The following is a 22,335-nucleotide window of genomic DNA, read 5'->3' as shown; positions in this document are numbered from 1 at the left end:
ATAATTAGATCTCATTTAATTCGGTCAATTAATCGGTTCAAATTGGATATAATCCAACGTCAGCAATTTACCATCCAGGGACAATATGCGCAGGGTATGGTTAGTTGTTTCAGTAAATTCAACGGTTCCTAAATCCTGTGACATGATCTTGTCTGAGCTCGTATTGGACATAACCAATCGCGGATAAATCATTTCGTTGTCTAACACAAAGGCACATATACCTGTATTTGAAGCATATTTTGTGCTCGGCCATGTCAACTTCACTTTATATTTTCCTTTTACAATCGTCGGGCTTTGCATCTGAATCCAGCCTGATTCTCCCAACTCCACGCGTAAATGATCATAATTCAGTGTTCCAGTATACCAAACACCATCCGCACTCCTGTTATTACGATAAATCAGGACATTTAACTTTGTCTCTGGTTGCGCCTGCCATAGAATGCTCTTTAGATCAGCCGCAACAAAGGTCTTATTGTATTGCGCACCTAAGCTTGGATTTCTGTATTGTGTAACATTGGCAGCGATATCGGGGTAATCTGTAAATTCCCAGACCACTTTAACCTGCTCAGGAACAAAAATTGGCATCCAACTGTCAACCTCATGGATTACCCCATTCTTACACGGGATATTAATCTCATTGAACTGAATAGCGCTACCAGCATCTCCAGTCGCATTGATAACCAAGCCGTCCCCACCTTCACTAATTTTGATCAACTCGTATTGTGCCATTGTCTCCAAATTCATTTTCGTTGCTCCAGCAGGGAATGTTCCTAAGTCGGCAAACGAGCGTTGTTGCGCTAATAAATGGTAAGCCATATAACGGTTGGCAGGATTCTCTGGCGATTTTAGATCCGAACCCGATGCGCCCAGTTTATTTAATAACTCCGCCAACGTATGGATACCTTCTTTCAGATAAACATCGTCACTTACGGCAAACGCGGTATATCTGAATCGCTGTTGAATTGGATTTCCATCCGGATCCGTACCTGTGGTATACACCGTATTTAATCGCTCGTCATATCCTGTCGCAGTTGCCAAACCGTAAAATATGCTATGCTTACCATCCTTCAAGCGATCCAATATAGTCGCTGTCAACGGTTCTAAAACATCGTCAATACCATGGATAATACCATTGATCACTTTCACATCAAAAGCATTAAATCTAGACACTCCGTTCAAATAGATCTGATCCAATCCGCCTTCTTTAAATTCAACGAACAGATTATCGTCAGTAGCATTTAAGTCTGATATTGCACCACTTTGAAACTGACCAAGATCAATTGAAACATTGGGGATAAGATGATAGCGTACCAAATAATTAGCATCTTCTTTTGTCATTTGATCTACCGAAGTCAGCTTCATTTTTTTTAGATATCGTTCGACACCTTCATTAACCGGAGCAAAGAGCGTATATATGGTATTAATATTTAATGTATTGTATAAATCTGCTTTTTCGAGGACTTTCACCCATAAATCATATTTTTCGGGTTGATTTTTGAGGTATACAGCCATCGGCAAATCTTCGTAGGCCGAATAGGTATTATTTTCAAAATCATCCTTACACGCGGTAAGTATGATCGAAAATAATCCAATAAAAAGCAGCACAATTTTAGAAAGAGGAATAAGATTCTTTTTCATTTTTGCATTAATTTAGGTTTTCATAATACGGGTTCTGCACGAGCAATTTATTATACTTTAATTCATCGGCATGAATCGGCAAGTAGTGTGCATTTTCATTGAGCAATAAGGATCTAATGACGGGGGTCGAAGCACCCGATACACCCAATAACACTTGTTCGATCAAATATTCCTTATATTTATATTGATCTCTTTGTGCTACGCGTAATAAATCAAACCAGCGCTTTCCTTCCCCGACAAACTCGCGCGCCCGCTCCTCCATTAAGACTTTCAGTAGATCCAATTCAGTACTTCCGGCCTCCAATGGCCTGGATATAGCTGCCCGGGAACGAATTGCCGTTATCAATTCCACCGCCTGCGGATAGTAGCTTTCTCCTTTCATGATTAATGCTTCGGCTTTCATCAGGTAAATATCCGCTATCCTGTAGATGATCCAGTTTTGATCACTATAGGGTCTAGGGATTGTTGTATTTCCCTCTGCCCCTAAATATTTCCAAAGCTTGTAGCTAATCGTTTCATAAGACGCCCCTACACCGCGGATATCTTCGGCATTTTCTATAAAAAGAGATACACAGTAGTTGGATATGATCCAATTATAGTTTGACCCGAATATCTCCATCAATTTATTTGTTTGGTTCTTGGAATAATCAAATTGGACTTCAAAAATTCCTTCGTTGGAATTGCCCGGATTAAAAATACTGAACCAGTTGTTTTTGTTATTAACAGTTCCTTGTATAAGTCCATATTTGCCCGATTGCAATATTGCATTACATGAAATAATCGCTTCATCGTATTTGCCCAACCACAGATAGACGTCTGCCAATAAAGCCTGTATAGCCCATTTTGTCGAGCGCCCTTTGGTTTCCCAAACGGTAGGCCAGATCTCCTTGCCATTGGTTGCGGCGACCGTTAGATCTTGAATAATTTGTTCAAAAAGCTGGGCTTTGGACGATTTTGGCAATTCGTAAGCCTGCTGATCATCCATATAGGGTTCTAAGATCAATGGCGCCTCTCCAAAGCTCCTGACGATATAAAAATAACTGAGCGCTCTCAGAAAATAAGCTTCAGATAAAAATGACGCCATCGTGGCCTGGTTAAACGAAGGATCTTTTTCTACCACAGCAGGCGCATATTTTATCACCATATTCGCGTAATTAATGATTTGATAGAATTCACCCCATTTTGCATAACTGTTTGTCGGTAGAAGGGAGAAGTTTTTTAACCGTGAGAGATCGACGTCGACATAGCCGCCTAAGCTCAATGTATTTCCCCGACCTTCACCCCATACTAACATAGTTTTAACAGCGCCTTGCAATTTGACATAAGCCGCACCTAATACGGCTTCGACTTCAGCCTTATTGGTCCAATAAGCATCACTGACCTGTTCGTTCTGTGGTTTAAGATCAAGCCATTTTTGACAAGATGTTGCTGGCAAGAGTAGACACAACAACATTATTTTATATATTATTTTCATACGCTTACTTTTTAAAAATTTACATTTACCCCCAAAGCGAAACGTCTTGGACGGGGCGTGCTTGCATTATCCTGGCTTAACATATAGATATTACTTGATAGGGAAACTTCTGGATCTTGTCCGGAATAATTGGTCCATGTAAATACATCCTGAACTGTGGTAAATATTTCACACCGTGTCAACCCCCACCGCTCTATTACTTTTTTAGGAAGCGCATATTTTAAAGAGATCATTTTTAATCTCACAAAAGACGCGTCTTCTACAAAGCGGTCCGATCCCAGGTAATTATAACCTTCACCGTATAGCGCTCTCGGTATATCAGTAACATCTCCCTCCTGGCGCCATCGTCCAAGTACTGCAGTACTTTGATTAGCTGTTCCATACATATTCTCCGTATTGATCCGTACCTGATTGACTACTTTCTGGCCAAACCTACCGTGTAAAAAAGTACTTAGCGCAAATGCTTTGTAGCGCACATTTATTCCCCCGCCCATCGTAAATAAAGGCATTGCATTTCCTAAATAAACAATGTCATATTGATTGATCAGACCATTACCATCGATATCCTGGTATTTGGCGTCGCCGGCAAATACCCGCCTGTTACCATTCATCATAAATACGGGCTGTCCCTGTAAATCATGAATGACCTGACCATCTAAATCTTTTGCATAGGTATCTTGTTCGTTCTGATAAACACCGAGATAATGGTAGCCATAAAATGAGCCAACGGGATTTCCTTCAATAATTTTATGGGCGTATTTACCGTTTCCGAAGTTGTAGTTCTCAAATTGCATATTATCCGGTAGTACAATAACTTCATTTCTATTGCGTGATACATTCGCATTAATGGAGAGACCAAAATCTTTGGAGCGGATAGCCTCGGCATTGAAAATCAATTCCCAACCTTTATTGGCTAATTTCCCTGAATTGTAATACCTCATTTTACCAAAGCCCGTGGATGAAGGTAATGTCACGTCCTTTTGTAGGAGGTCCGTTGTAACCCGATTATATAGCTCACCCGTAAATTGAAGTCTATTTTTAAAGAAAGAGAGATCGACACCAAAATCAGTTTGAGTTATCGTCTCCCATTTAAGATTATCCAATTGAATGGATACTGGTCCCACAGCAGTCATATCAATATAACCTGGAGTGATCGGCTGAAACGTGCCCAAATAAGTGAAAGCGCCCGAAGGGGCATTTCCACTTTTCCCCCAGCTAAAGCGAAGTTTCGCGGTACTGACAAGACCTAGTTTTTTAATAAATTCTTCGTCACCGAGGTGCCAGGCAGCGCCAATTGAGGGAAACCCTTTCCAGCGATGTTGTGCCGAGAGACTGGAGTTGGCCTCCCAACGGTATGTACCACTGACGATATAACGATCCTTATATGCGTAATGCAAACTGGAAATCGCACCGATATTCCGTGTTTTAGAATTTCCCGACCCCATATTCACGACGGCGCCGCCGGCGGTTGGATCACTTAAAGATGATGATGCGTTTCCTGATGTCTCACTGGCATAGCTAAACTTTCGTGCTTCATTTGTCTGTAATAAGCCCGTAGCAACAATGCTATGCTCTTTTATCTTTTTATTGAATATAAATTTATTCTCGGTGTTTAGGTATAACTCATCTGACAGCATATCCGATCCCCTATTGAAGAACGGATCGGTCCAGATAACTCCGGTAACAGCCTGCGGCAAATATTTTCGATTTTTCGTTGACCTGGTATCAAATCCAACTGTACCAATATATTGAAGCGCTGGAATAATATTATAGATCCCTCGAAAGACGACTCTTGCCTGCTCGCCGACAGTATTATTGATTGATTCATTCACCATGGCTACCGGATTGAACATTTGGTTATCTCCAAATGAACCCTGAAAGTTTATCCTAGGCGTAAAATATTGATCTGTATATTGGCCATCCTCCCCGATGACGTAAGGACTCATATTTGGCATTTTCGTCATTGCCATACCTCTTGGCGTACTTACATCTTCACCCGTCCAAAAATTCTTCCGATCGCTAATGGAATAGGACATGTCGGCATTGATATTAAATTTATTGGAAAATTTATAATTGAGGCTCAACAGTGAATTATAACGATTCAGCTTGGTCCCTTTGGTTGTTCCGACATCATTTAAGAAGCCGAGTGACAGCCTATAGGTAGCTTTATCTCCTCCGCCACTAATCGAAAGCGAATTATCTTCGAAATGTCCCACCTGGGTTACCTGGTCAAGCCAATTGGTATTTTGATTATACTCATTAAAATAAACCCATGACGGATCATATTTGATTTCGTTAGTATTATAGAGTAAGTTGAGGTAGGGTAGTGCGGCACTATATCCGAGGTCATTCACTGAATTCCAAACGGCGTCTTGCACCATCGCAACATACTGCCCTCCATTTAACATAGGAATGGTTTCTGCTTCGCGCTTAACATCCAATTTGCTGGACAATGCAAATTGGGTTTTACCTTTCCGCCCTTTTTTAGTCGTAAAGAGTAAGACACCATTTGCTCCTTTGGATCCCCAAATAGCAGTGGCCGCTGCGTCCTTCAGCACCTCAATTGACTCAATATCGTTAGGAGAAATATTGACCAAACCGCCAAAATCCTCGTCATTTGCAGTAGAGAAGTTGAAATCACTGCCTATGGATGTTGGATAGGGAACTCCATCAACCACAATCAACGGTTCGGAATTACCATTCAATGAAGATGTACCCCTAATACGTATTGAACTTCTTGCTCCAGGATCTGCACTGGATACGATATCAACGTTGGCTAGCCTACCTTGTAACCCGCTTTCAATAGATGCAAAAGGTAAAGCTTCCAATTCCTTCATATCAAAGCGTTCCGTCGCCGAAACCTGATTACGGTAGCTGATCCCCATATTGTTTTTAGTATTGGCTTTCTCTTTCGTAATCACTACTTCGTCCATCACCCGATCATCTTTAACGAGTTTGATGATCACACTGCCTTGTCCCTTAAATGGTATTTTTGTTGTTTTGTAACCGATACAGGCAACGACAATAGTCAGCCCTTCACCGGAGGGGACGGCGATGGTGAATTGGCCTAAATTATCTGTTGAAGCGCCCATCAGACTCCGATTATCCTTGTTTTCGATATAAACGGAAGCCCCTGCCAAAGGCGCGTTTTGCACACTTTGAACACTACCTGTCAAGACTTTTGCCGGTTGGCCAAAAACGGGTAGCACAAAAGCAATGCAGGTAATCATTAAAAATATATTTAGCTTCATGAATTTTAGTTTATGGTAATGAAATCAATGCGAATGAAATCATGCCTATGGCTTTAAAAGTTTATTAATATGATAGACAGCCCCATCATTAAATACTTGTGGCAGATATTCTACGATCGGAATGCTCGTCCCATCCGAATCTTTCAGGCGCAAGTTTGTCCCCTGATCCACTAAGGTAAGCTGCCGATAAACGTTATAACCTGTTCTTCGTGTCGTATTCCAGGTTCCTTGGATGCCAAAACCCGGAAAAGGATAATCGCCAAGAGAATTGTCAGCAATAGAAACAAAATAGGATTTGAGATATTCCGTCAGGGCTGTTTTATCTGTTGGAATGAGACCTGCGGCGATACCTGACAAAACGGTAGCGTTGTCTGGTGCGAACAGTATAAAGCGATTACCAAAAAGAAAGGAAAGCGAACTACCTGCATCAATCATACCTGCTTTCGCCAATAACTTCGAGAATTCTGCGTATTTATTTAGGGGGTTGCTACTGGCTTCAGCGCCGATCAACGTAAACTTGATCGTTCGCGTTTCTCCCAACAAAGTTTGAGCTGCTTCGAAACTCTTTCCATTATACCAATTTCCCGCGATTGGCATCACGGATACTGCCTCATTGCTATTATAGCTAGCTGTCGAATACATGCTTCCATCTTTCGTAAATATATAGTTATATGGATTTCGGGTCCGGTACACTTTGGTACCCGCCAAATTGGTGATATCATCATACACAATATGTTCGGAAACAAACAGTTCCTGTTGACGTTGCGACATGGCTACTTTAACGCCATCGTTATTTTGAATCTGCACCTCTTCATCTCCAAAGATCAAAGGACTACCTTCATTCCAGAAGATATAGCTATCGCCATAAAGTGTATTTAGAATTTCTTCATCGGACGGAATCAGCAGCGTGTAACGTATATCTCTACTCGACAACGTTTTATACATGCCAGAGTTATACAGCATATACATAAAAATTTTATATTTCGGATTGACCATCACCGGTCCCGTTACACTATTAAAAGCTTCGGGAATTAAGACTTTATTTAAACCATAAAATGTTCCATTGGAGGCGATTGCTTTATCTCCCACATCCGATTGTGTATTGAAAACAATAGGAATTCCATCGACTGTTTTAATATCTGGATTTTTACCGATTTCAGCAGGAAAGACCACGTTTCCCGCATATACATGGTTTCGTAGCATCATGGCCAAAGGCAACATGTCCACATCTTTCATGGAAGGGTAATAGGCTTTAAAATATTGACTAAAGAAAGTAGACAAAGCTTGATTGTTGGGCGCAAATACATTAAAAGCTTTATAAGAAAGATCTCCGAGATTGGCGTAGTCTGGGATACCTGATTCACCGTTATACGACCATTCTGAAGCAATTGCGGGTAAGGCACCATAGTTAACTAAAAATAAGGAGTCTCCTGCCGCCGCATAGTTTATACTCGCTTGTTCATCATATGTATAGTTTCGAAAACGATCATAAACAGACAAAAAATCCTTGTAGGTTGCACTTTGAGCCAAACGTTCATAAATGGTTGGTAAGGGAGCAATTACCTGATCGACCACATACACATAACCATTATCCGCTGGAATATCATATTCCGTAATTCCGGCATTCGAGACATTAAAACCATTTTCTCCAGACCAACTTTCTGATCCGAAAAAATATTCATAATTCTGCTTCGCATCAATTCCTTTCGTTTGAAAATGTGTTGTCGAAAGAATGGGCACAAACCGGTCCTTATGATATACTTTTTTCAACTTTCCGTCTGTTGCATCAATTTCTTCACTGATAGAATCCTGACTCCTGGTACGATGCTTATAATACAGACCCGCAAAAGCAGGTTGTACATTTTGGCTCCCTTGTGGTTGATAATTCATCAGTCGACTCTTATCATAGGAATAATAAATAAGATGATAACCGATAATCTTTTTCAATTCGTTGATAGGGATCTGTTCTATTGAGGTCAGGTTTCTGTCCTTCAGATAGTTCAAAAACACTGGATCGCTAGGCGCAAAGACGGACACGATTGTCTTGCCATTCAATATTTCTTTAAAACCAGCACGTTCGACACCTTTTAAAAAAATGGAGAATTCTTTCCGATTGTCCAAAACCTCCCAAACGTTGCCTTTCAGCCAATCTGGTCTCTCATAGTGCGAGACAAGTTCCTTTTTGGAACAGGAATACGAACAGGCTAAACTGACACCAATAAAATAGATGAATAGTCTTTTCATAAAAAATTTAAATGTGCCAAGTTATTATTACTGGCATTGGTTTATAATTGTGGTTAATGATAGCACGTTAAACTATCTCATTTTTGCGCTAACAAGATCAAATAAGCTTCAATATTTAAATAGCCCTTGAACAAAGGATGCTTACTTGACTGCAAGGCATCAGCACTATTATTTGTGTCAAGCTTTAACTTTACTTCCCATTCGTCAGGTATTCCATCTCCATCCGAATCCATCGGTAGATCGGCAGATTCAAATCTGCCCAACCCGCCATTGTCCAAAGGAAGATCCGATTCGCGATAGGTATAAAATCCGAGTGTGCCTTTGCTCTGTAATTCCTGAATTAAAAAAGCATCAACCTGATCTCTTTGGGGCAAGGTGGCACCGACATGATCAATCAGGTAGGCATACGCTTTTTTAGCGCTCATTTTGGGCCTCAAGGTGGGGTAGGTCTCGTAGAAGTCGGCTGTTTTAAAATTATCTGCAGCTAGCCCCGGGTACCAGGCCGCTGTAGCTTCGATTAATTCTCCGTCCAGCTTTCCGTTCTGATTATTATCAAAATAATTTCCCGACTGATAGAGATTAAAGTTGCCGTTTCCTCTAGAAAATGGGGTTCCTTTTGTCTTTGGGGTTGACGGACCGCCCACAAAATAATTATTTAAGATGGTCACATTAGACTCTCCGGAGGATTCACCACCAAGAATGTAAGCATCTGCAGATATGGCATGATCGGGATAGGTTGTATTGGCATTGCCAAAGTTATAAACTACATTATTGACAAATTCATTAATGCCTTTCACTTTCGGATTTCTAGTCTTGTTGCTATGATAAAGTGATTTGATAATAGATATCTTCCCTCCAGTCTGTATCAAGCCGCCGGCAGAGTGATTATGACGATGTAGCCCCTGCCCAATGATTGAATTCTGGATGGTAATACTATCTGGCTCGTTACCTTTGTTATCCCAGTTTATGGAGAACACCTCATCCAGTCCCCAGGTAAAAGACATATGGTCGAGCATGATATTTTTTCCGTTGGCAATACCGGATGCATCATCACTTTTCCCGGCCCCGGCATTTGCGCCGAGCCTGATCCTAACGAAGCGTGCAATCGTCCCATTTGAGCCAGAAAAAGAAACTTTCCTTCCATATAGGACCACACCATCGCCTGGCGCCGTATGTCCGGCGATGGTGGTGTTTGCGGCAACGGCTAGATTAGATTTTAATTTAATGATACCGGATACATTGAACAATACAAAACGCCCAGGCTTGCTTACCGCATCGCGAAACGAGCCTGGACCGCTGTCATCCAGATTTGTTACAAAATAGACACTTGGTGTTGCTGCTCCCCTAGCCCCGGCAGCAAAACGGCCAAAGCCTTCTGCCCCAGGAAAAGCGAGTAGCCTTCCGCCGTCAGTTGTAGCATTATTTTCAGCCCATTCAATCCATTCCAATCTGGAAACAAGTGCATCTTTGGAACAAGAAAGAAGAATCATAGCCAAAGCGCCAAAAGAAAATAGACACTGTCTTTTCATAATGATGAGATTTTCAAGCCAACCAGTGCTGGCTTTAGGGTTTATAATTGTTATATATTGGTTTACACAATATTACACAATGCAACCGGTTTCATCATCCTGCACTGTACTGTTGTATGTCAAAAAGACACCACGGTATCTTTGTCTTTCCTTTGGTTTGTAGACCAACCTTTTGTAAAAAACAAGGCTACCCAAAGAGTTGGATAGCCATGAGTCTATTTTTTCGCAAGTTTATATATTTCAGTGCCTGCCAATAGAAAACAGCCGAGCCCGTAGTCTTCAAAATCCGGTACTTTGTCAACAGTGACCGGTTGTCCATCCTTCGGCTCTTTTCCTGTAGATTGCACGTATCCTAAGAAACCATTTGGTTGTAATGATTCCTTTGAGATTGCATTCCAACCTTTTGCTACTGCTGGCAAAAAGTCCGTTTTTGCTAGATGCCCATTATTTATCCCCCAGGTCATTCCATACACAAATAACGCCGTACCTGAAGTTTCTTTTCCGCCAAAATGATTTGGGTCATGCAAACTTACATTCCAAAAACCATCAGTTCTTTGCAAGGGGAGCAATGCTTTCGCTAATTTTTGGAAATCATCCAGATATTCCATGTAATGTGCATCTGTCTTCGGTAATTCCTGAAGCACCAAAGCCAAAGCAGCGAGGACCCAGCCATTTCCGCGTGCCCAATAACAGTCTTCACCATTAGGTTCGGCATAGGGCGGTATAAAATCCTTATCGCGCCACCACAGGTTATCTTTCGGATTAAAGAGACCATGTCCACCTTCCTGATATTTAATATGACTGTACATCTTATACATATAGTCAAAATATTTGGTATCATTTAACGTTACGCCCAGTTTGACAAAGATCGGCATCGCCATTTGAATGGCATCTATCCAGGTCCAGTCATCATATCGTCCACTGTTAATGACAGCATCTATATTTGCTTTAATCGCTGCCAAACGTTCAGGTTTGGGATCAATACGATATAAATCAATATAGGTCATTCCACAGTTTTGATTGTCTGCATGTCGCGTATACACTTCACCGCGGACGGGTTTCCACTGATGCTTTTCGGCCCATTCTACCGCATAATCATAATAGCGTTTTTGATTATCGATTTTATAAAATGCCATGAGTCCTTCATAATACACACCGCGGGTCCAGATATTGGCCGGTCTTTCTTTATTTGTAATAATGGTTTTGACTGGATCTGGCCATTTCTTCATAAAATAGTCATTAGCAGAACGCAACTCACGGACAATCGTAGACTTAGCTGGTAAATCCTGGGCAATCGTCACTCCTGTTCCACAGCCCAAAAGCAGTAGTAATAATATTTTCTTCATCATATATTAAGGCATCTTTTTAAATCCTTCTTTTTTTATAACCCAGGAGCCGTCTTTCGGAAAGCCAGGTAAATCACCTGTGGATGCATCCCAACCTTCCAGCATCATCGCCACGGTCGTCAATACCCCTCCATTGCCCGGCAAATAGATCCGAAGGCGTCCATCCTGATAATTATGCCCATTTTTGAGGTAAGTATTGGTTTGGATATTCATAAATAATGCATCCAGCGCCTTATTAGGAAGATTCAGACGAGCAGCATTCATAGCCGTCATGGGGAAATCCCATCCCCAAGTTTTTTCCCAATGCCATTTCTCCAAAACGACATCCAATGTATTTTTCATCACCTCTTTATTTAGCTTAGGTGATTCGGGCACCATTCCCAATGCCCCTAATACTGCAGGATGATCAGTCATCCAACGCTCGTAGGTATACGAATCGGGAGCGGTTTCGGTGGCTAAGTAGACGTTGTCCTTACTTGGTAAGGGAGCCAATTTTTCAATAACCTGATCCCATTTTGCCACCCTGGGTTCGCCCAGACGTTCCTTCCATTCTTGGGCGATGCGAAGTGCCCAATCCCAATAAGCGACCTCGTAAGTAGGATTCATTGTTTCAGAAGCTTTAAAAACTTCTTGAGCCGGGATGACACCTTTACCGACATTATATCGACCAGTAGTCTTATCGTAATGTGCAAAGTCAGCCATAAAATCAGCTGTTGCGAAAACCAGATCCTTGTATTTCTTTAAGACAGCCAAGTTCTTTTTATCTCTGTATGCCAATTCCGTCATATAGATAATATGTGGCTGCTGCCAAACTAAAAATGCAGCAACTGATGAAGGGCTTTCATTGCCTTCGTTGTCAGACATCTTAATCCACCGCACTCCTTGATAGCCTTGCCTTTTCGCTAGTTCTCTGGCTTTTTCAAAAGTCCGAAAATAATAGTCAAGTGTTTTTTCCATAATCTCAGGGCGCCCCCAGAGTGCGAAATGGACAGCATGCCACCAATGCATTTCTGTGTGCGGTTTACCATACCAACTATTAAAAGTAAGTCCTGTCTCTTGTGGTGGGTTACTTCCACCACATTGGACTTTTGTCAGATATTGGGAAAGCACTACCCGCCTTTCTAATTCATTGGCCCGAGGGTCTGTGCTTCCTGCAAAGTCAACCGCTGCACCGCTTTCCCAAAAATGTTTCCAGGATGCTGTACTTTCACGTGCTGCATCCGCATAGCTAGGGACATCATGATCAAATTTATCTGTGGCAGCGAATGCAAATGAAAAATCAAATTCATGGAGTCCCGCTGCTGGTCGGTACACGAAATAGTGTGGATCTGTATTTTTTATCGTTCCTTGGGAATAATCCAGTTTCGTAAAATAATCTGTTCCCTGCAGCTGATGATTGATAACCGCAGATCTTGTCGATTCAGCTACAATCGACGTGCTATGGCTGTCTACTTGACCATAATGGGTACCTTCATCCAAAAATTTCCCACTTGGATAAGGATAGTGTACAAATACATTAAGTCTTTGCGCTGCGATCAATGGGGAAACGACATGGACAGCTATCCGATCACTTCCTTGATGCGACGCTGTTTTCACAACAACTGGCTCACCCTCAACACGAAACTCACTCGTAATAATACCCGTCCAAAGATCTAATTCTTGTCGAATGCCCTCAATATCTTTTACAGTCGCCCGTTGCCCATTTTTCAGATAAAGCTCCAAACCAACATTGCCCAGCTGCAAACGATGCTTATTCTCTCTAAAATAATTTACCGCCCGGACGTTGCGCTCGGGCTCTTTCAACTGAATACTATACTTCGCATCTCGTCCTTCATTGTTAAAATCATAGGACTTCAATGTTTCTTCGAATGTATAGTTTTCTGTATTGGGAAATGAGTCCCAGCCCCATTCAGATTGTGTTCCTAATGATACCCCATTTTTATAGTATACAGGGAATGTCTGCATACCCGTAGCATCAACGGTGTAGGCGAAGGTACCATTCCCTACCGTGAGCGAGGCTAATGTATCCATGGTTTGGTTAAATACATTATGTCTTTTGACGACGCTTTGACGATTAATTTTTGTTCCTTGTTGTGCTTTGATCAACATCGGAAAAAATACGCTTGCAAGGCTTATGAAAATAACGCAAAATTTCTTTTTCATCCGTATAAATTAGTTATAAGTATTGATTTCATCTACCGCATCAAAGTGAGGCTTATCAGACCAATGACCGCATCATTTGCCACGGCTATCAGCTCCAACGATTGCAACTTTTTTTTCCTATTCAATGGTAGGTCCAATAGGGTCGCAGCTCCGCCATCAATGGCACGATTACTATATCCCTTGATTTCCGTATAATGTTTCCAGGTCCCGCCTTTATAAAGTGCTCCTGATTGCAAACTGATTCGATAAGGAACTCGCTCGTCCGGGATTTCAAAGGCATAGTTATCATCCAGATAGTCTTGTTCTATCGGCCACCAATTTATGGGGTTAACCAAATCAAGCGTATCGGAGGTTCCATCTTTGTAATTGACCTTAATCTTAGCGTTTACAAATTGGGATTGCATGGGATTTGTAGAACCGGCGACCAGCAGATACATTTTGCTGGCCTGACCTTCCAAAGGTATCGTGACACTTGTTGGATAGTTGTCCCATTGGCTGACAAAGACCACGTTTTTGGTATCACTGTTTATCTTGAACGGGATACCTAAGTATTTTAAACTATCCTGCTTGTTTCGTTCCATGATTCCTGAATCATCGATATTCGCCATAGTCAACGGATAACACCAGTTGCCTATCCCTTGCCAAGGCAGCTGCAGGGTAGGACCTTCTGGCCTTGGCGAAAGATATTTCTGCTGAAAGATGTCCGTCAAACGTGCATTGTAATAGCTTGATAAGTTTTGTTCCAAAAAACTTGGGTTATCATGCATGGTCCAATCCACATAATCGACCTTTTGATGATAATTTTCCCCATTCAGATAAAGGCTATTTGTTCCTTTCGAAAAGATAGTGATGGGAAGCGCAAGTTCTTTTATCTCTTTGGATTTTAAGTTTAAGGTCGTCTGAAAATTGCTATGCTCAATCTTTAGGTGTTGCGGCTGACCTGAACGGTTTTCCACGACTAGCTCATAATTCGCCTGTTTTTTTACAATTGTTGCTTTTAACGGCGGTAATAAACGCATATCGACCGCTTGCCACCAAACCATATCATCTTGCTGGAGCTTCACAAAGAAAGTTCCTAAACGCTCTTGCTGGACAAAAGAGAATTTGTCATCCGCTCGCTTTTGGATCATCCCCTGTGGGTCATAACAATCCAATAACGTTGTATGCGTCCCTAAGGGGAATGACCATGGTTCGGTGAATGCATGCTCCACATTTTTGGTATCTATCTTTTCGAGTTTACCTTCACCTAATATTGCGACGTCGAAATTCCGATCAGCTTCAGATTCAATGACAACATAGGGCTTATTAATAGCGGAAGATATTAGCGACCATTTGACCTCCTTTCCATTGACTTTAACAGCACGCACTTGTGTAAAATCTATGGGGACCTCCAAGGTAAGTTTTACAGGCATCGCATAACGCGTTTTTATCTGAAATGTAAGGGCTGCCTTCTCTTTTTTATAGGCGTAACTCCATTCAGGCAGTTCGATCTGTGCAAAATCCCATGTCGCTGGAAAACCTGGTTTTATAAACAACTGTTTATCCAATAGACGTGGATGCACGCCAAATAATCCTTCAACTAAGGTGCGGGATGCAACACCAATAGGATCAGCAAAATCACGGTACAATTCACCCCGAAATGCATCATAATGCGAGAGCTGCTGAAAATTGGCTGGACTGATCCCATGGTACATACTTTCCATGAGGTTGCTTTTCCAGAGTTGGTAGGCATCCTCCGCCCGACCAGCTTGCCAGTAGGCTAGTGCCGTTTGCAGATTCTCAGCCAAAGCAACATTATTGATTGACCAAGTATAGGGCTGCCATGTCGTCGTGGGCAATGTATACAGGTCTTGTTGTTCCTGTCCTTTGACACGAATAGGAATCTTTGGCAAATAATTGGTTACATATTGAAGGTTTTGGTAGCTTTCAAAATCATCCAGCATAGCGGCGTCCGCGGCATGGTAAATGGTCCATAATCCTGGGTTTTCGTGTACCAGTTTATTTCCCAACGCATCTTGAAACTCCGCAAAATATCCCTTTTCTTTCAACCAAAGTCGGTCTTTTAGCGCCTTTTTAATCTTATCGGCTTCTTGTTGATAGGGTCTAGCATCTGCCCCTATTAGCTGTGCTAGTTTGACCATCATTTGATTGGCCCGGTACATATAAGCGCTAGTATGCGTAACGGCCCCACCGGAATATTGCAATCCATCACTGGCCCAGATCGCGCAATAGGCATCGTATAAGCCATCATTGTCCCGATCAAAATTGCGTTTTTCCCAATGGAGATGCCGGGTCAGTGTGGGCCACATTTGTTTGAGATAGGCAATATCTCCTGTATAATTAAAATGCGACAATAGTTGGTCGATAAAGACCAAATTCATGTCGTAATGATGCGGTACTTTGTTATTATTGGGATTTCTAGAAATATAGCCATTGGAAAACATCGATGTTCCCATCTTTTCCAGATGCCGTGCCAAATGCAGGGTCGTATCCATCACAACTGGACCCGTATTAGGTTCAATCACCTGCGATTTGGCGTAACTCGAAAAATGCTCTTTCGCTCGGTCATGCCAGCCCAATGCATTTGCGGTATAAGCTCCTCGCCAGGCATTCAAGCGCATGCGCCAGGCCACAGCACCATGCAAAAAAGTAGGCGATTCCCAAATACCGTCGGCAGCTACCGCGAGCGCCGCCCCTAAATTATTGATGTATCGATCCGGCGTGTTTATTTTAACACGACTGGCCAAGGAAACCCTTTTTTGCTCTGCTTGTTCAAAGGCCTTTACCAAGGAACTTTCAGAAAATTTTGCAGCCGCAAGCTTACCCTTGGCGATTTGAATATAACATGGCTTTTTAGTCAGATTATATTGCCCCACGAGGATAGGGCTGCCAGTGCTTTTTACCTTGGTTAGATTCGAGAGATCATCCAAAACAGTAGCATCTGACATCCACAGTGTTGATAGTCCAGAAAAGCTACCCTGAATAAACTGCGGTTCATTTTTCTTATTTTGATAACTTAGTTCAAAACGATTTTTCTCCAGTGTATAGCGATTATTTTCGCAATAGGCAGGAAGAAGGTAAAATCCAGATTCTGGGTCTGCTCCTATGTCTCCATTTCTGCTAAAGGTTTTTCCGCTGGCACCACCATAAACAGCATAGAGCTGTACTTCGGGTCCAATGTCTATGCCCTGTAGTTTTACGATCATTCCTTCGGCATCAGCCTGCGCCATGACAACGATATCGATATAGCCCTTCCCCAGTAGAGCATCTTTGATACGATAATGCATGGCTCCGGGCCGATATCTTGTCTCAATATGATCGGCATTGATTAATTTTTTACGTATTTGTTTATTCCCGAGGACAAATTGCAGATTTCCTGCCATCCCTGGCATATAGAGTGCAAATTCAGGTAAATCGCCAGCTTCAACACGGGATGCCAAGTTATTACCATAAAGCGCGCGATTAAATCGATATCGTCCATTGACCAGCAGGAAATCTCCTTGATCTTCCGTATAATGCAATACACGGTCATTATGTTGCCAATGTTTAGATTGGGCAGCTGTCTCCTGTAATACAATACCGGCTAAAAAACAGAAAAGAATCAAGCTCCTTCGTGTCATATCAATAATTATTTCATGAGCTCGCTATGCTCAGTTTGTTATCCATGAATTTATTGTCCCATTAAAGCGTTTATTGCGGTCCTCTGCAGTTTTAATGACGCTCATGCTCCTTCGTAATCCGCCGCAATTCTTCATGCTAAACAGCGATTATTTCATATCAATCAAAAGACTTTAGCTCTTTTCCATTGACAATAACATTCTTTAAAGAGACATTCTTGAGGTAATCCACTTTAAATGCTTCTTTTACCCCATTAATCTTACAATTGACCATTGTAAAATCAGTTACAGGCGAAGATTCGTACGCTGTGGAGAGCACAGCATATTTTCCACCACTTTTTACGTGAAGATTTTCGACCCAGATATTACGGATTGTTGGGATGTGTTTTCCGGGTTTTTCATAAAACATATTGAATCGTACAGCTGCTTCTTTATATTGTCCCACTTCCGTGTTATAAAAAAACACATTTTCAATAATACCACCCCGGCTGGAACTGGTTTTTATGCGTAGCGCCCGATCCAAATTTGGACTATCCATCACATTGTTAAGTGCGTAGATATTTTTGGCTCCGCCTGCAATTTCGCTACCGATGACGACGCCGCCATGTCCATCCTTCATTTCACAATTTTCGATGATATGATTCTCAGCGGGTCGACCAATATTGCGCCCATCTTCATCTCGCCCCGACTTAATGGCGATGCAGTCGTCGCCCGTATCAAAATAACAATTTCTGATCCATACATTTTTACTTGCCTCAGGGTCACAACCATCATTATTAGGTCCATGGCTAACCACCTTTACACCCTCGATCAACACATTTTCGCATAAAACAGGATTCAGATTCCACATGGGCGAATTAATTAGCTTCACATCAGCAATCCAGACATTTTTGCAGAGATAAGGTTGCACAAAATTGGGACGAAGAAAATGTCCATCGCCAAATACCCTTTTATTCGGGGCCATCTCTTGGGCCATCTGCTGATGCAAAATTGCCCGAGCAGGCTTTTGTTCGCCAGGACGGCCTTCGTGCCAGCCATATTTACGGGCACCGCACCAGTACCACCAATGATCATTATCGGCATTTCCATCCAGCAATCCTTTTCCTGTAATCGCAATATTTTCTTCTTTATACGCATAGATAAAGGGAGAAAAATTGATACATTCCATGCCTTCCCAACGCGTGAAGACCATCGGATAATCAGCACTATCCTGACTAAAGAGTACAGTTGCCCCTTCGCTAATATGAAGATTGACATTGCTTTTCAAATAAATTGCACCGGTCAAATACACACCTTTGGGAACAACTACCCGTCCCCCGCCGCGCTTATTGCACGTTTCAATTGCTTCTTTAAAGGCTGCCGTATTTTTTGTTTTCCCATCTCCAATTGCGCCAAAATCAGCAATGGAATAATCTTTCTTTTTGAATGTAGGCGCGACAATGACCTTTTTGAGCTGTTCAATTTCCTTTAAGGGTTGCTGTGCACTGGTCCAGGTTGTCTGTTGTGCTTGACTTGCTACGCATGCAAAAATAGCAAGGAGCATACTAAAAATCTTTTTCATTGGCTTATCATTGTTTCTAGTTATAATTGTTTTAAAGCTAACAAACTCCATACAGAGTAGCTTGTATTGAATCCTTATCACGACTCTTTTGTAGCTGCTTTCTATAACGAATGCGATTGAACAGCGACATGATCTTTACAATATTTCAAAAACAAAAGTTGTAGCAGTATCCGTTTCCCCACCTTGGGTTGCTCCAAATAGGAAACGAGGTTTATCTGTTATTTTATCCATTAAAATCATGGGCCGCTCCAGCCGACCAAACCGTTTCAAATTTGCCGGTGGTGGCGGTTCCTGGACATATTCAGCTAAATTTAAATAGGCTGCTTTCGGTTCGGACCATTGCAGCCCATCTGATGATGTTAAGATTAGGCCATATTCATGATTATAGAACCCCATATCCCTTGCGATCAAACAATACTGTCCATCCTGTTTCCAAACGAAAGCATCTTCGAGCTGTGCATTATGAGGGCGGTCCGAAAAGTCAATCACTGGAGATTCAGACACCTTTAGGTATGGCCCCAAAGGGTGATCTGCTTTGGCCATCCCATATTTCCGATTTCCCCGGACAGAACCTTTATCATGGAGGTATTCGGCTGTATTCCAAGATTTGTAGTAAAGCCAAAATTTACCGTCATCCCCTTTTAAAAATGCTGGATTTGTGGTGCAGTGGTCATCCCATGCCCCTTCTGCTCCTGGCAATAAGATCGGATGATCACTCCGTTTCCAAGGCCCATCCAAGCTTTTCGCTGTTGCCACACCTACCCTTTTCGTATCTGTCTTTCCATTAGAATTTCCCATATAAAATAAATAATAGCTATCATCTATTTTTTTTATTAAGGGATTATGGCAAGTGGTGCTGTCCCAAAAACCTTCTCGAGGTTGTAAAACAATATCCTTGTGTTTGAATGCTTCATAGGGAGAATCGGCAATAGCATGGGCTATTTCAGAACCTTTGATCCAGCCCCCCATTCCTTTTTCCTTTCGCCAACGCGAATAAAAAAGATGGACTTTCCCATCCTCGCCCCAAATCGGTGATGAACACCAAATAAAATAATCCTTTAATTGTAATGAACGACCGATCGGTTTCAATTTGAAATAGGGCGACTCTATCCTACCTTTTTGACCCCATGTACCTAAGGGGAGCAAGGTTGTCATCCATAAAAATGCATTTGACTTTAAGAAGACTCTTCTATCCATTTGAACATTCCCTTCCGTTGATTTACAATTTGGTTTAATCAGATCCGTAATATTTACACGAATCAAGCTGTAAGATAATAAAACGAGTCAAGCCACCTATCCTGCGCTATCCTGCAACCGATTGCAAACCAATATTTACAAACCTCCTAAGGGTTTCCTCAAAAAAAAACTACCCATTCTAGTACAGAACAGGTAGATTCACGTTTATTATATTTACTAAATTAATAGCCTGGATTTTGCATTGCTTGTTTTTCTGCCGGTGTCAATGCAGCACCACTTTCACTGGTCGTTGCATCCAAGAAAGATTGCGGAATAGGTCGATAGTAATGTGTATTTGGACTAAAAGCTGCTCCCGTACGAACATAACCATCATTGAAGGCTTTCCATCGCGCTTCCAAGGTTTTGGTACGGGCTAGATCTTCCCAACGATAGAGCTCGCCACACAGTTCGCGTGTGCGCTCATTCAATAAGAATGCCATCATTTTCTGCGCATTGCTTGACGCGCCCAATTTCTCGTAGATCGGAGCATCAACTGCTGAATTATAAATATCTGCCACCGAATTAATCAGCATCTGTGATTCGGATGATGCTGTTGTTTTGGCCATATCGTTATTGGATTCATAATAGGAATTTCCCTCCCAATAAATTGCGCCCTCAGCCGAAAAGCCGCCTCCTTTGCCGACAGCATACGAATTATTTTTGTAGGATTGTCCGCCATCTACATGCTTCGCGCGGTCTTCACCATTTTTATAGCCAGCACGATTACGTAATTTATTGATCCATTGTATTGCATTGGCGTACTGACCTTCCCCCTTACGGATATACGCTTCAGCGACCATTAATACATCTTCTGCCGAACGCGCCATAATCACATCCCGCGTACCATTGGCAGATGCTATACTTAGCCTGTAGCCATCTCTGAACTTTGAGAGCGCCACATAACGTGATTGTACACCGTAGTAGCCATTATTTCCATGTTTTCCCACCCAGGCTTGCGGTTCTCCTTGGAAGTAACGCACGAAAGTATGCGGATTTTGCATCACGCCATTTTTAAGTACACCTGTTGCATCACTCGCTACAGCTTTATAGCGTGTATCGCCAGCATTATTGACAATATATTTAATACCTAACTCACCACCTTTAAAGCGTTTGGTTCCAGCAACAGTACCCTCGGGGCCAAGTGCTGCATTAGTTGCAGTCCATACAGGTGCATTAGCGGTATTATTCGCGCCATACATCGTGATAAAGGATTTCCAAAAACGGGAATCATTGACACGATCAAAAACATCTAAGGTATAGTTTGTGGTACGTGCATAGGAGAATTCACGATCCCCGGAGATATCGCGGCTTGTTCCACCTAAATCTTGATAAACTGCAGGATAATAAAGGTGGATCTGATTTCCATAACGTCCCCATGTTGCCTGGTCGTCTGAGAATTGTGCCGACAGAACAACCTCCGAAACCTTTTCGTTGGCACTATTCGCCTTTTGATAATCCCATAATTTGACATAATCATCAACTAAGGGATGTGCCGCGACGACTTCTGTTCCGTATTTGATAACCGCATCCAAATCTTCAGCAGTATATTTTGAATTCCAGGAAGCGTATAACTCACTCGCGCGAGTCAATCTTGCTTTAGCTATGTAGTGTGCCGCAGCAGATTTGGTGACACGTCCAAATTGTGTAACCGAAGTAGGCAACAGCGTATAAGCTTGTTCCAGATCCGAAATGGCTTGTGCAAAACAGGCATCTTCCGAAGCTCGCGTGAAATAGGATTCTACTTTTGTCGTTGGTGTCAATTTGAGTGGAACTCCACCAAACTGTACAATTAGTTGCAGATAGAAATAGCCTCGCATAAAGTATCCTTCGCCTAGACGTGTATTGTAGTTGGCGTTGGATTTATCATAATACAACGGTACATTCTGAATCAGTGTATTGGCCGATTCGATACCGCTATACATATTGTCAAATACCGGCTTAATATTTCCGCCACCATAGGTTGATTCCATAGAATTTAGATCCGCACTATAGCTGTTGAAACTTGGGGAAGGATTATTTGCATCTGTAAATTCGTCTGCACCCAAATTGAACAAGGCCATACCCCAGGTATAGTTGTATTTAAACTTCAGCTTCGAGTAAACTCCGGTCGCCAGATCATCCAACCCTGCCTGCGTTTTAAAATATTCCGTATCCGGGATAGTAATTTGATCCTCTTTTAAAAAGTCTTTGCTACATCCATTCAATACCAGCAATCCAGCAGCACCAAAGATGCAAGCAATTAATATTTTATAATTTTTCATTAAAATGAATTTATA

At 42.0% G+C, this 22,335-nt stretch carries 11 protein-coding genes; all 11 read right to left on the bottom strand.

Annotation, left to right across the window (positions count from 1 at the left end; translation table 11 throughout):
* Positions 1 to 24: 24 nt before the first annotated feature.
* Positions 25 to 1,638, bottom strand: coding sequence for a fasciclin domain-containing protein (locus tag DCO56_RS17105; protein WP_108634956.1), 1,614 nt, complete (start codon positions 1,636 to 1,638; stop codon positions 25 to 27).
* Between the two features lie 7 nt (positions 1,639 to 1,645).
* Positions 1,646 to 3,112 carry a RagB/SusD family nutrient uptake outer membrane protein gene (locus DCO56_RS17100; RefSeq protein WP_108634955.1) on the bottom strand — a complete coding sequence of 489 codons (1,467 nt, stop codon included), beginning with the start codon at positions 3,110 to 3,112 and terminating at the stop codon, positions 1,646 to 1,648.
* Positions 3,113 to 3,123: 11 nt separating this feature from the next.
* Positions 3,124 to 6,363 (bottom strand): SusC/RagA family TonB-linked outer membrane protein, encoded by a 3,240-nt coding sequence (locus DCO56_RS17095; RefSeq protein ID WP_108634954.1) that lies wholly within the window; start codon positions 6,361 to 6,363, stop codon positions 3,124 to 3,126.
* A gap of 45 nt (positions 6,364 to 6,408) precedes the next feature.
* Positions 6,409 to 8,607, bottom strand: coding sequence for a fasciclin domain-containing protein (locus DCO56_RS17090; protein ID WP_108634953.1), 2,199 nt, complete (start codon positions 8,605 to 8,607; stop codon positions 6,409 to 6,411).
* A 77-nt stretch (positions 8,608 to 8,684) separates the two neighbouring features.
* Positions 8,685 to 10,136 carry a hypothetical protein gene (locus tag DCO56_RS17085; protein WP_245935860.1) on the bottom strand — a complete coding sequence of 484 codons (1,452 nt, stop codon included), beginning with the start codon at positions 10,134 to 10,136 and terminating at the stop codon, positions 8,685 to 8,687.
* A gap of 215 nt (positions 10,137 to 10,351) precedes the next feature.
* Complete coding sequence (locus DCO56_RS17080; RefSeq protein WP_108634952.1) at positions 10,352 to 11,485, bottom strand: glycoside hydrolase family 88/105 protein; 1,134 nt, start codon at positions 11,483 to 11,485, stop codon at positions 10,352 to 10,354.
* 3 nt (positions 11,486 to 11,488) lie between these two features.
* A complete protein-coding gene (locus DCO56_RS17075; RefSeq protein WP_245935859.1) occupies positions 11,489 to 13,645 on the bottom strand; it encodes a glycoside hydrolase family 65 protein in 2,157 nt (718 codons plus the stop codon).
* A 32-nt stretch (positions 13,646 to 13,677) separates the two neighbouring features.
* Positions 13,678 to 17,265 carry a DUF4450 domain-containing protein gene (locus tag DCO56_RS17070; RefSeq protein ID WP_108634951.1) on the bottom strand — a complete coding sequence of 1,196 codons (3,588 nt, stop codon included), beginning with the start codon at positions 17,263 to 17,265 and terminating at the stop codon, positions 13,678 to 13,680.
* A 157-nt stretch (positions 17,266 to 17,422) separates the two neighbouring features.
* On the bottom strand, positions 17,423 to 18,823 hold the full coding sequence (locus DCO56_RS17065) for a glycoside hydrolase family 28 protein (RefSeq protein ID WP_108634950.1): 1,401 nt from the start codon (positions 18,821 to 18,823) through the stop codon (positions 17,423 to 17,425).
* Between the two features lie 135 nt (positions 18,824 to 18,958).
* On the bottom strand, positions 18,959 to 20,020 hold the full coding sequence (locus DCO56_RS17060; protein ID WP_108634949.1) for a glycoside hydrolase family protein: 1,062 nt from the start codon (positions 20,018 to 20,020) through the stop codon (positions 18,959 to 18,961).
* A 221-nt stretch (positions 20,021 to 20,241) separates the two neighbouring features.
* Entirely contained in the window at positions 20,242 to 22,320 is a 2,079-nt protein-coding gene (locus DCO56_RS17055) for a RagB/SusD family nutrient uptake outer membrane protein (protein ID WP_108634948.1), read from the bottom strand.
* Positions 22,321 to 22,335: the final 15 nt, after the last annotated feature.

The organism is Sphingobacterium athyrii, assembly GCF_003071065.1.
GTDB lineage: Bacteria > Bacteroidota > Bacteroidia > Sphingobacteriales > Sphingobacteriaceae > Sphingobacterium > Sphingobacterium athyrii.
Note: the sequence above shows the minus strand (reverse complement) of the source record. Positions and strands in the feature narration are given on the sequence as shown.